At 67.7% G+C, this 12,192-nt stretch carries 10 protein-coding genes and 1 pseudogene; 4 read left to right on the top strand and 7 right to left on the bottom strand.

Annotated features, from left to right (window positions below; genetic code table 11):
- Together GOAMR_RS15210 and sucC are read right to left on the bottom strand one after the other, a co-directional pair.
- A pseudogene (locus GOAMR_RS15210) lies at positions 1–477 on the bottom strand (CoA-binding protein); the annotation flags it as partial.
- A gap of 12 nt (positions 478–489) precedes the next feature.
- On the bottom strand, positions 490–1,653 hold the full coding sequence (gene sucC, locus GOAMR_RS15205) for an ADP-forming succinate--CoA ligase subunit beta (protein WP_005189575.1): 1,164 nt from the start codon (positions 1,651–1,653) through the stop codon (positions 490–492).
- Between the two features lie 480 nt (positions 1,654–2,133).
- Between sucC and GOAMR_RS15200 the strand changes: the two genes are divergently transcribed.
- On the top strand, positions 2,134–3,261 hold the full coding sequence (locus GOAMR_RS15200) for a M23 family metallopeptidase (RefSeq protein ID WP_005189573.1): 1,128 nt from the start codon (positions 2,134–2,136) through the stop codon (positions 3,259–3,261).
- Between the two features lie 67 nt (positions 3,262–3,328).
- Here the strand turns inward: GOAMR_RS15200 and GOAMR_RS15195 are convergent, their stop codons facing one another.
- Positions 3,329–5,794 (bottom strand): UvrD-helicase domain-containing protein, encoded by a 2,466-nt coding sequence (locus tag GOAMR_RS15195; protein ID WP_005189571.1) that lies wholly within the window; start codon positions 5,792–5,794, stop codon positions 3,329–3,331.
- 222 nt (positions 5,795–6,016) lie between these two features.
- Between GOAMR_RS15195 and GOAMR_RS15190 the strand changes: the two genes are divergently transcribed.
- Both GOAMR_RS15190 and pgi read left to right on the top strand, forming a co-directional pair.
- Positions 6,017–6,283, top strand: coding sequence for a chorismate mutase (locus tag GOAMR_RS15190; protein WP_244427428.1), 267 nt, complete (start codon positions 6,017–6,019; stop codon positions 6,281–6,283).
- A 111-nt stretch (positions 6,284–6,394) separates the two neighbouring features.
- A complete protein-coding gene (gene pgi, locus GOAMR_RS15185) occupies positions 6,395–8,077 on the top strand; it encodes a glucose-6-phosphate isomerase (RefSeq protein WP_005189565.1) in 1,683 nt (560 codons plus the stop codon).
- Between the two features lie 27 nt (positions 8,078–8,104).
- Here the strand turns inward: pgi and GOAMR_RS15180 are convergent, their stop codons facing one another.
- A complete protein-coding gene (locus GOAMR_RS15180; RefSeq protein ID WP_005189562.1) occupies positions 8,105–8,848 on the bottom strand; it encodes an SDR family oxidoreductase in 744 nt (247 codons plus the stop codon).
- A gap of 29 nt (positions 8,849–8,877) precedes the next feature.
- On the bottom strand, positions 8,878–9,780 hold the full coding sequence (locus GOAMR_RS15175) for a DNA-formamidopyrimidine glycosylase family protein (protein WP_040515432.1): 903 nt from the start codon (positions 9,778–9,780) through the stop codon (positions 8,878–8,880).
- Positions 9,781–9,806: 26 nt separating this feature from the next.
- On the opposite strand from GOAMR_RS15175, the gene GOAMR_RS15170 reads away from it, so the two are divergent.
- Entirely contained in the window at positions 9,807–10,574 is a 768-nt protein-coding gene (locus GOAMR_RS15170; protein ID WP_005189554.1) for a 3'(2'),5'-bisphosphate nucleotidase CysQ, read from the top strand.
- Here GOAMR_RS15170 and cobF read toward each other — a convergent pair.
- Entirely contained in the window at positions 10,554–11,339 is a 786-nt protein-coding gene (gene cobF / locus GOAMR_RS15165; protein ID WP_005189552.1) for a precorrin-6A synthase (deacetylating), read from the bottom strand. The two genes, GOAMR_RS15170 and cobF, sit on opposite strands and share 21 nt — an antisense overlap.
- Complete coding sequence (locus tag GOAMR_RS15160) at positions 11,336–12,145, bottom strand: SDR family NAD(P)-dependent oxidoreductase (protein ID WP_040515431.1); 810 nt, start codon at positions 12,143–12,145, stop codon at positions 11,336–11,338. Before GOAMR_RS15160 ends, cobF begins: the two co-directional genes overlap by 4 nt.
- Positions 12,146–12,192: the final 47 nt, after the last annotated feature.

The following is a 12,192-nucleotide window of genomic DNA, read 5'->3' as shown; positions in this document are numbered from 1 at the left end:
GATCGGGCCCTTGCCGGTGATGTTGTTGGGGGTGATGCCCACCAGCGCCTCGCCCGGGGTGATGATGCCGGGGCAGTTGGGACCGATGATGCGGGTCTTGGCACCCTTCTCCAGGTTGTAGGCCCACGCGTAGGCCGAGTCCTGGACCGGGATGCCCTCGGTGATGACCACCAGCAGCGGGATCTCCGCGTCGATGGCCTCGATGATGGCGTCCTTGGAGAATGCCGGCGGCACGAACGCGATCGAGGTGTCGGCGCCGGTCTTCTCGATGGCCTCGGCGACGGAGGCGAATACCGGCAGTTCGACGGCGTTGCCCTCGGCGTCGACGTGGCTGACGGTGGTGCCCGCCTTGCGCGCGTTCACGCCGCCGACGACGTTGGTGCCGGCCTTGAGCATGAGCGCGGTGTGCTTGGTGCCCTCACCGCCGGTGATGCCCTGGACGATGACCTTGTTGTCTTTGTTCAGAAAAATCGACATGTCCAGCGTTCCTTACTTGCTCGCCAGTTCGGCGGCCTTGTCGGCGCCGGCGTCCATGGTCTCGGCCAGCGTCACCAGCGGGTGATTCGCGTCGGCGAGGATCTTGCGGCCTTCTTCGACCTTGTTGCCGTCCAGGCGCACGACCAGCGGCTTGTTGGCCTCGTCGCCCAGCTTGTTCAGCGCGCCGACGATACCGTTGGCGACCGCGTCGCAGGCGGTGATGCCGCCGAAAACGTTCACGAACACGCTCTTGACCTGCGAGTCACCGAGGATGACGTCGAGTCCGGCGGCCATGACCTCGGCCGAGGCGCCACCGCCGATGTCGAGGAAGTTGGCGGGCTTGACGCCGCCATGGTTCTCGCCGGCGTAGGCCACGACGTCGAGGGTCGACATGACCAGACCCGCGCCGTTGCCGATGATGCCGACCTGGCCGTCGAGCTTGACGTAGTTCAGGTCGTGTTGCTTGGCCTTGAGCTCGAGCGGATCGGTGGCTTCCTTGTCCTCGAACTCGGCGTGGCCGGGCTGGCGGAAGTCGGCGTTGCCGTCGAGGGTGACCTTGCCGTCGAGGGCCAGGATCTGGTCGTCGGGCGTGCGCACGAGCGGGTTCACCTCGACCAGCGTGGCGTCTTCGGCGACGAAGACCTCCCACAGCTTGGCGATGGTGATCGCGGCGGCGTCGAGCACCTCAGCGGGCAGGTGGCCCTGCTCGGCGATCGAGCGGGCGGTGGCGATGTCGACACCTTTGACGGCGTCGACGGGAACCTTGGCCAGCCGTTCGGGCTTGGTCGCGGCGACCTCTTCGATCTCCATGCCGCCCTCGACCGAGCACATGGCCAGGTAGGTGCGGTTGGCGCGATCGAGCAGGAAGGAGATGTAGTACTCCTCGGCGATGTCACTGGCCTCGGCGACCAGCAGCTTCTTGACGATATGGCCCTTGATGTCGAGACCAAGGATGTTTTCGGCGTGGGTCTGCGCGTCATCCGGGGTGGCGGCGTACTTGACGCCTCCTGCCTTGCCACGTCCACCGACCTTGACCTGCGCCTTGACCATCACAGGCTTGCCGATTTCCTCGGCAATCGCCCGCGCGTCTGCGGCGGTATCGGTCACACGTCCAGCGGAGGTGGGAACCCCGTGCTTGGCGAACAGTTCCTTCGCCTGGTATTCGAAGAGATCCATTCAGCTCACCGTCTCGTAGGTTTGCCCGCATATGGGTGTAACGCGGGCCATATCGGACTTTAAACCTGCCCGTTGTCGCGGAATCCATCACTCCGGCACCTTGTGCGACAGATCACTCGGTCGGTCGGGATGGCCGGCCTGGTGAGAGCTGCCGCCCGCACTGTCACAACGCAGGCAACCCGCAGGTTACCGGGATCTTGCGAACAGCAAATGCGACTTGACTTTCCTACATGCAAACTTGCAGCTAGCAAGCCGCCCGGTATCACAATGTGATCGCGCTCACATACCACCCTTGAATATGTCCGAACGTTGGACTTGGCTCCACCATTTCGTTACCGTCATATCTCAGGTCACGGAACGATCACGGACCGGCGTGATGCAGGCACTTGAAGTCAGCCTCAACTGGTGCCGTATCGTCATCACGGCACGGCCCGCCGCGAACCGTGACGGACAGCAGTGCCAGCGGTAACGAGAGAGAAGGTGGACGACTTGGCAGGACGTAGGTTCCGAGTCGACCCGACGTCGGCGGAGTCCACGGGGTCCGCAGGTACCGATCTGATCGACGGTTACGAGTTCGACGACGCCATGACCACGATCATCCCGATCGACGAGCTGCGCGCAGCAGCCGCCACCGAAGCCCCGGAGAGCTGGGACTACGGCCGCGGCTACTACGACGACTACCGTCCGACCGCCTCCGAGGTCACGCAGGACATCTTCCTGCCGGAGTCCGAGTTCGTCGACGACGAGCCCTTCGACCCGGCCGACACCTCCGGTGCCCGTCTCGACACCTACAGCCTGGAGACCAGCGGCGAGATCCGCCTGCCCCGCTCCAAGACCACCGACGACAGGCCGTTCCGCACCAATACCGGTCAGACCCGCCGTAACCGTGGCCGGCATCGCATCGCCGCCCCGCCCACCGCGCTCAAGGGCGGCCGCGCCGCGCTGTTCGCGGTGGCCGCCGGCGCCGCGGTCGCCGCCGTCTCGCAAGTCGGCTCCTCCTCGGAGGCGCCCGCACCGGCTCCCGCCGCCAACGTGTCCGACCCGGCAGTCGCCGCGACCGCCACCCCGGACCTCGGTCCCGGTGTCGCCGCCGCCGCACCGGCCGCCGACCTGAGTACCTTCACCGACCAGCTCGGCCTCGGCGAGGCACGCGCCGCCGAGCAGGCCCGCCGCGAGGCTCTGGCCCGCCGGCCGATGTTCGAGTCGCCGCTGCCGCTGGGCAGCTACCAACTCACCTCGGCCTACGCCAACCGTTGGGGCAGCTTCCACGGCGGCATCGACATGGCCGCTCCGCTCGGCACCCCGATCCACGCCGTCACCGACGGTGTCATCAAAGAGGCCGGACCGGCCTCGGGTTACGGCAACTGGGTGCAGTTGCAGGCCGATGACGGCACCATCACCATGTACGGCCACATGTCGTCCTCGGGTGTGCTGGTTCACGCCGGTCAGCGCGTCACCGCCGGCGATGTGATCGCCCTGGTCGGCAACGAGGGCTTCTCCACCGGCCCGCACGTCCACTTCGAGGTCTGGAAGAACGGCAACACCAAGATCGATCCGGCTCCGTGGCTCGCCCGCCACGGCGTCCAGCTGGCGAACTACACCGGATAGGCCACCAAGCCCGAACAGCAGAAACGCCGGCTCCCTCTCGGGGCCGGCGCTTTGCGGTATCCGGTGGTCAGAGCTTGTCGCCGGGCAACCCGATGGCCATGAACGTCATCCGGCCGACCCCGGGACCGTAGTCGATGACCAGCCGTTCGGTGGGGCCGCTGCCCTCCTTGGACACGACCTTGCCCAACCCGTACTTGGGATGGTTGTTGCGGTCACCGACCTCGTAGTTCACCACGGTGCGGCTGCTGCCACGACGCGCGGGATCCGGTGACCACGACGAGCCTGCTCGGGATGCCCGCCCCGACGAGTCCCCGAACACACCACCCGTCGATCCCCACTCGCGCCGCGCAGCACGCTTCGGCTCGGTGCGCCGCCAGTCGACGAGGTGCTGCGGAATCTCTTGCAGGAATCGGGATTCCGGGTTGCTCACCGGCTGCCCCCAGGAGGCGCGCATGAGCGAACGGGTCACATACAGGCGCTCCTTGGCGCGGGTGATGCCCACATACGCCAGGCGCCGCTCCTCGGAGAGCTCGGCCGGATCGCCCAGCGCCCGCATATGCGGGAAGTGTCCGTCCTCCCAACCGGTGACGAACACGACCGGGAACTCCAGCCCCTTGGCGGTGTGCAGGGTCATCAGTGTGACCACACCCTCGCCCTCGTCGGGGATCTGGTCGGCGTCGGCCACCAGCGACACCCGCTCCAGGAACGCCGCGAGCGACCCGGGTTCGGGCTCACCCTCACGCAGGCCCTCAGGATCGGTGTCCTCGGCGTCGTCGCGCTCGGCGGCCAGCTGCGCCGCATCGAGACTGAATTCCCTTGCCACGGAGACCAGTTCGTCGAGGTTGTCCAGCCGCGCCCCATCCTGCGGGTCGCTGGAGGCGGCCAGTTCGGCGCGATAGCCGGTGCGTTCGACGATCGCGTCGACCAGGTCACCGATGTCGCCACCCTCGGTGGTCGCGTCGATGGTGGCCTGGTCGTCGGCGGTGAAGGCCTCCAGATGATCGGCGCGCAGCGACTCGATCAGCTCGACGAAGCCGGCGATCTGCTTGTTGGCCCGGGTACCCAGCAGCGGCACCCGGCCCTCTGCGGCCTCCAGCAGCGCCGCGTAGAACGAGATGCCCAGGTTCTCCGAATGCACCGCCACGCACGCCTGGGCGCGGTCGCCGATGCCGCGGCGCGGGGTGTTGATGATGCGGCGCAGGCTCACCGAGTCGTCCGGATTGGCCACCACCCGCAGGTAGGCCACGATGTCGCGGACCTCTTTGCGTTCGTAGAACCTGGTGCCGCCCACCACTTTGTACGGAATACCATGGCGCACAAAGACTTCTTCGAGTGGCCGGGACCCCGTGTTGGTGCGGTAGAAGACCGCGATGTCGCCGTAGGAGTAGCTCGACGATCCGCCGATCGAATAGTCGGTGAGCGATTCGATCTCCGTGCCGATGAACGCGGCCTCGTCGCGATCGCTGTCGGCGACGTAGCCGACGATCAGTTCACCGTCGCCCGAGTCGGTCCACAGCCGCTTCTCACGGCGGCCCTCGTTGCGCGCGATGACCGCGTTGGCGGCCGACAGGATGGTCTGCGTCGACCGGTAATTCTGTTCCAGCAGAATCGTTTCGGCGTCGGGGAAGTCGCGTTCGAACTCCTCGATGTTGCGGATGGTGGCACCACGGAAGGCGTAGATCGACTGATCGGCATCACCGACCACACACAGTTCGGACGGGGCCACCGTTCCCCCGTCACCACCCACGAGCTCACGGATCAGCACATACTGCGCGTGGTTGGTGTCCTGGTACTCGTCCACCAGCACGTGCCGGAACCGCCTGCGGTAGTACTCGGCGACCTCCGGATGTCGTTGCAGCAGCGCCACCGTCTCCCCGATCAGGTCGTCGAAGTCGAAGGCGTTGGCCGCCCGCAAGCGGCGCTGATACTCAGCGTAGATGCGGGCGATGTCGGCGGCCGACGGCTGATCGTCGGGGGCTGTGTCGATCGCCTCCTCGGGCGAGATCAGCTCGTTCTTGAAGTTGGAGATCTGCACGCCGACGCCGCGCGGGTTGAACTTCTTCGGGTCGAGATTCAGGTCGGCGATGACCATCCCGAGCAGTCGCTTCGAGTCGTCGGCGTCGTAGATGGAGAAGTTCGAGTTCATGCTCCCGAGCAGCGACGACTGCGCCCGCAGGATGCGCACACACGTGGAGTGAAACGTCGACACCCACATGAACTTGGCCCGCGGACCGACCAGGTCGATGACCCGCTCACGCATCTCGGCGGCGGCCTTGTTGGTGAATGTGATGGCCAGCACCTGCCCGGGCGTGACGTCGCGGGCGGCGAGCAGATAGGCGATCCGCCGGGTGAGCACCGAGGTCTTGCCCGAGCCCGCGCCGGCCACGATCAGGAGCGGGGCACCCGAGTGCAGGACGGCGGCCCGCTGCTGCGGGTTGAGCCCGTCGAGCAGGTGTGCGCCCGGAGCGGGCTCGGGGCCCTCGCCCGGGGCCGGTGTGTCGGCGGAAACTGTGGTGCGCGCAGAGGTGGTCATCGTCAATCAAGGTTACCGGGCGCCTGCGACAAGCGATTTCGGACATAGTTCTCATCGCCGCCCATCCGGCACGCCCGGGCGGCGGCCACGGTCGACTCCGGCGGCGAGCTGTGCGCGGGACGTGGCAAAATCAGCGGCGTGACCGACACCCCCAGCGCTTCCGGACCCGCTGACGATTCCGCCGCCGACAGCGGCGTCCCCTTCGACCCGGCGGCCTATAACCTGGGCAGCGAGGTGGCCGACCTTCCCGACGACATCAACGTGCTGCGGCAGGAGATCGACCGGATGGACGCAGTCATCCTGGCCGCGGTCAAGCGCCGGTCGGCTGTGTCCAAGAAGATCGGTGCGGCCCGGATGGCCTCGGGTGGTCCGCGGCTGGTGCATTCGCGTGAGGTGAAGGTCCTCGACCGGTTCAGCGATCTCGGCCAGGAGGGTCACACCCTGGCGATGCTGCTGCTGCGCCTCGGCCGGGGCCCGCTCGGCCGCTGACGCGCACCCGGACGCACCGGCACGGGAATCCGGCAATTCGCCTGCCTTTCCCCTACTGACCAGTAGTGCCGCGCCCGCGCGAGTGAGCCGTCCACCACCTAGGCTGGGTCCATGAGTGAGGTCTCCGGGTTCATCGGCACTGGCAACGACGACATCACAGCGACACAGTCATGGCAGGCGCTCGCCGCCCACCAGCCCCATGTGTTCGCCATGCACCTGCGGGAGGTGTTCGCGGTCGATCCCGCGCGCGGCACCGAACTCACGGTCGACGTGGGCGACCTGCATATCGACTATTCCAAGCACCGGGTGCTGCGCGAAACGCTCGAACTGCTGATGAGCCTGGCCCGCGAGGTGGGGCTGGAGGATCTGCGCGATGACATGTTCGCGGGCAGGCACATCAACACTTCCGAGGACCGGGCCGTGCTGCACACCGCGCTGCGGTTGCCCGCCGACGCGCAGCTGACCGTCGACGGCCAGAACGTGGTGGCCGACGTGCACGAGGTGCTGACCGCGATGGGCGAGTTCACCGACCGGTTGCGCAGCGGCGAATGGAAGGGCCACACCGGCAAACAGATCACCGACGTCGTCAACATCGGCATCGGTGGCTCCGACCTCGGTCCGGCCATGGTGTACCAGGCACTCCGGCATTACGCAGACGGCCCGCGTTGCCATTTCGTCTCCAACGTCGACCCCGCCGACCTGGTGGGCACGCTGGCCGGTCTCGACGCCTCCACCACGCTGTTCATCGTCGCGTCCAAGACGTTCGGCACCCTGGAAACACTCACCAATGCGGCCGCCGCCCGCACGTGGCTGCTCGACCAGCTCGGCACCGACGCCGCTGACGCCGTCGCCAAGCATTTCGTCGCCGTGTCCACCAACGCCGACAAGGTGTCGGCGTTCGGCATCGACACGGCCAACATGTTCGGATTCTGGGACTGGGTGGGCGGCCGGTACTCGGTGGATTCGGCGATCGGCCTGTCGGTGATGGCGGCCGTCGGCAAGGGGCGGTTCGCCGAGTTCCTCGCCGGTTTCCACGTTGTCGACGAGCATTTCCGCACCCAGCCGCTGGAGCGGAACGCGCCGGTCATTCTGGGCCTGATCGGCCTGTGGTACGCCAACTTCTGGGATATGCAGTCGCGGGTGGTGCTGCCCTACTCCAACGATCTGGCGCGCTTCGCCGCCTACCTGCAGCAGCTCACCATGGAGTCCAATGGCAAGTCGGTGACCGCGCACGGGCACCGCGTCACCACCGACACCGGTGAGATCTTCTGGGGCGAGCCGGGAACCAACGGCCAGCACGCCTTCTACCAGCTCCTGCATCAGGGCACCCGGATCGTGCCGTCGGACTTCATCGGGTTCGCCCAGCCCACCGACGACATCGTCGACGCCGACGCGGGCTCGATGCACGATCTGCTGATGAGCAACTACTTCGCCCAGACCAAGGTGCTCGCCTTCGGCAAGACCGCCGACGAGATCGCCGCCGAGGGTGTGGACCCACATGTGGTGGCGCACAAGGTGATGCCCGGCAACCGACCGTCGACGTCGATCCTGGCGCCGGAGCTCACGCCGTCGGTCGTGGGCCAGCTCATCGCCCTGTACGAGCATCAGGTGTTCGTCGAGGGCATGATCTGGGGCATCAACCCGTTCGACCAGTGGGGTGTCGAACTCGGCAAGACCCAGGCCAAGGAACTGCTGGGCGTGATCACCGATACGGCGGCCCCACCGGCCCAAGGGGATTCGTCCACCGACGAGCTGGTCCGCTGGTACCGCCGCCACCGCGGCCGCGAGGCCTGAGCCTGCCGCACCATTTCTCGGGTTGGGTCAGCCCAGGTAGCGGGTGATCGACTGCGGGAGGTGGCGTAGGGCTGAGGCGATCGGCACCCACGGCCAGGCCGGGACGGGTGCCCACCGCTTCTCGTTGTCGATGGCCTTGACCAGAGCGTCGACGCCGCTGTCGAGGTCGGCCTTCAGCTTGGTGTCGACGCCGCGGTTGATGGCGGTCTCGATGTAGCCGGGCGCGACCACCGACACCGTGATGGGTTTGCCGGCGAACTCGGTCTGCAGGCCTTCGCCGATGGCGGTCAGACCGGCCTTCGACGCCGAGTAGGCGGTCTGCGCCTTCGGCTGGCCGCGCACACCGGCGATCGAACTGACGAGCACGAGATGGCCGTGGTTCTGTTCGCGGAAGATCTCCAGCGCCGCCTCGATCTGCGCGATGCCACCGATCAGGTTGGTCTGCACGGTCTCGATGTTGGCGTGGGCCTTGCCCGTTCCCATCGGGGCGCCCTTGCCCAGGCCCGCGTTGACGATGACGCGGTCGAGGCCGCCGAGCTCGTCGCGCAGCTTGCGGAAGACGACCGGCACGGTCTCGACGTCGGTGACGTCGAGTTCGCTGACGGCGACCTGTGCGGCGGTCGGCCGCAGCTCGGCGGCGAGCTCGTCGAGGCGGTCGATGCGCCGGGCGGCGAGGGCGAGGGATCGGCCCTGAGCGGCGTAGCGGCGGGCCATGCCTTCGCCGAGGCCGGAGCTGGCGCCGGTGATGAGGATCTTCTGGCGGGTGGTCATGCAGCGATCTTACCGACTGGTAAGAAGTGTTATTTGAGGAGCCGGGACATCCTGCGGTCGGCGAGCACCTTGCCGCCCGTCTGGCAGGTCGGGCAGTACTGGAACGACCGGTCGGCGAACGACACCTCGCGGACGGTGTCGCCGCATTCGGGGCACGGCAGTCCGGTGCGGGCATGCACCCGCAGCCCCGTCCGCTTCTCCGATTTCATCGTCGCCACCGACGCCTCGTCGAGGCGGGTGACGGCGTCGGTGAGCACCGACCGCAGCGCCGCGTACAGGCCGTCGACCTTGACCTCGTCGAGGGTGTCGGCGTTCGCGAACGGTGACAGCCTGGCCACGTGCAGGATCTCGTCGGAGTAGGCGTTGCCAATGCCGGCGATGACGCGCTGGTCGGTGAGCAGGTTCTTGATGCGGGCGTGCGATCCGGCGAGGATCTCGCCGAACTTCTCGCGGCCCAGACCGAGGGCATCGGGACCCAGTGTGGCGATCCGGTCGACGTCCTTCGGGTCACGCACCACCCACACCGCCAGGCGTTTCTGGGTGCCCGCCTCGGTGACGTCGAAACCCTCCCCCGGCAGGCCGCAGTGCACGCGCAGCGCTATGGGCCCCTTGCCGCCCGGTTTCGGCGGCACCTGCGAGAGTTTCTCGCTCCAGCGCAGCCAGCCCGCCCGGGACAGGTGGATGACCAGGTAGATCACGGCGTTCTCGTCGTCGTCGGATGCGTCGGCGTCGTCGGCGGGGACGGTCCGGATGAGCAGGTATTTGCCGATCCGGCCCACCGACAGAACCGTCCGGCCGGTGAGCGCCGTGTAGGGCGGGTCGGCGGTCTTGAGCACGGCGAGCGAGGCGACGTCGACGCGGCGGATGGGCAGGCCGGCGATACGGTCGTCGAGAAAAGCGGCGATCGCACCGACCTCGGGAAGTTCGGGCATACCCACCAGTGTGCTCTAGTTAGTGGATGCGCTCCGACTATTCCGGGTCCGGCCTCCACGGTTCAGGCTTCTCCGATGCCGAACTCGCCGCCCGCATCGCCGAGGGTGCGGGTGAGATCCTGCTCGGGGTCCGGCACGGCGACCTGTTGTCGGGGCGGCACCTCGGTGATGTCGGCGACACGATGGCCCAGGCGTGGATCGCGAGCGTGCTGGCCCGCCATCGCCCCGCCGACGCGGTGCTGTCGGAGGAGGCGGCCGACGTCGGCGACCGCGCGACGGCCGAGCGGGTGTGGATCATCGACCCGCTCGACGGCACCCGTCAGTTCGCCTCCGGCAGCGACGAGTGGGCCGTGCATGTGGCACTGACCGAGGGCGGGAAGATCACGCACGCCGCGGTGTCGTTGCCGGCCAAGGGACGGGTGTTCCGGTCCGACACCGTCGAGACCACCACCGGACCGCTCAGCGGCAGGCTCGCGACGTCGCGGTACGCCTCGTACGAGGTGTCGTGGGTCTCGCGCGAGCTCAAGCTGAACCCGATCCCGATCGGTTCGGCCGGCGCCAAGGCGATGGCGGTGGTGACCGGCGAGGCCGACGCCTACGTGCACGCGGGCGGCCAGTACGAGTGGGACAACTGCGCGCCCGTCGGGGTGGCGCTGGCCGCGGGCCTGCATTGCAGCCGGCTCGACGGCACCCCGATCGTCTACAACCAGCCGTATCCGTACATGCCGGATTTCGTCATCTGCCGCAGCGAACTGCGCGAGGACATGCTCGCCTCACTCGCCGAGATCTGGTGACCGCGTATTCTTGCGCAGCAGATACACATCCATCAACCAGCCGATTGATTCCCGCGCCCTGGACCGGGTTTCGGCGATCTCCTCCGCCACGTCGGCGACGCGGCCGCTGATCAGGATCTCGTCGGCGGTGCCCACGTAGGCGCCCCACCAGATCTCGTCGTCGGGGTCGGCGGTCTCGGTGAACGTCAGGTACGAGTCGAGCATCACCACCTGATTGCCGGAAGCACCGTCCGGGGTGCTCGCGAGCAGCCGGCCGGTGGTGATGTGGATGGGTTCGCCGATCCGGTTGAGCGGAATCCGGTGTGCCGCGGTCAATGCGCTGATGCTGGTGACTCCGGGGATCACGGTGACCTCGGGGGCGAGCACGCCGCGTGCGGTGAGGTCGTCGACGATCCGCAGGGTGCTGTCGTAGAGGGCCGGGTCGCCCCACACCAGGAACGCGGCCACCCCGCCTTCGCCGACGTCCTCGAGCAGCACCTGTTCGATGGCCGATGCCCGCGCAGAGTGCCAGCGACGCACCTCGGCGGCGTAGTCGGCGGGGTTGCGGTCACGGGGCGGGTCGGCGATCTCGATCATCCGATAGCCCTGCGGCGCATACCGATCGAGAATCTCCCGCCGGGCGTCGAGCAGTGATTGTTTGGCGGATCCCTTGTCCAGGAACAGGAATGCGTCGACACCGACCATCGCGTCGGCGGCGGCGAAGGTGACATGTTCGGGGCCGCCCGGACCGATGCCGATGACCCGGAGGGTGACCGGAACGCTCACAGCTTGATCCAGGGCAGGCCGTGCTTGCGGGCGGTCAGTGCCAGGATCACCTCACGCGGCACGAGGCGCCGGGCCAGGAAAACCAGCGGTGCCGAACTTCCCTTGGCGTAGAACGGTTTCGGATGTTCGGCCAGCGCGGCGTCGACAATCGCCTCCGCGGTCGCCTGCGCGGTGATGCCGGACTGTTCGTTCTCGGCGGTGGCCGCGGCGACGGTGGCGTAGTCGCCGGCGTACGGGGAGTTCTCGCCGATGTGGACGCTGCGCCGGCCGCCGATGCCGGTGGCGATGGTGCCGGGTTCGAAGCTGATCATGCGGATCCCGTACGGCGCCACCTCACGACGGGTGGCCAGCGCGAACGCCTTCAGCGCCGCCTTCGCCGCCGAGTACGTCGACCGGAACGCCACCGGGAAGCTCGCGAGCATCGACCCCACCATCACGACGGTGCCGTGCCGGCGTTCCCGCATCCCCGGCAGCACCGCCTTGGTGAGGGCGACAGGACCGAAGACGTTCTTGGTGAACAGGTCCTCGATCGCCTCCATCGGCGTGTCCTCGAGGGCCCCGGCCTGCGACTCGCCGGCATTGTTGATGAGGATGTCGATACGCCCGATCGTCTCGACTGCGGCGTCTGCGGTGGCGTAGTCGGAGTTGTCCAGGCGCACATAGGTGACGCCCGGCACCGGATCCGCGACTGCCTCGGGATTGCGGCTGGTGCCGTACACGGTGTGCCCACGCGCCACGAACTCCCGCGCGACGGCGGCCCCGATCCCGCTGGACGCACCCGTGACGAGGACGATCTCTGTGCTCATGCGCACAAACATACTGCGTGCTGCCCCCGCAGGGTCATGAGCGCTCC

The sequence above is a fragment of the Gordonia amarae NBRC 15530 genome (assembly GCF_000241345.1).
Lineage (GTDB): Bacteria > Actinomycetota > Actinomycetes > Mycobacteriales > Mycobacteriaceae > Gordonia > Gordonia amarae.
The sequence above is the reverse complement of the archived record's forward strand: the minus strand, read 5'-3'. Positions and strand labels throughout refer to the sequence as shown.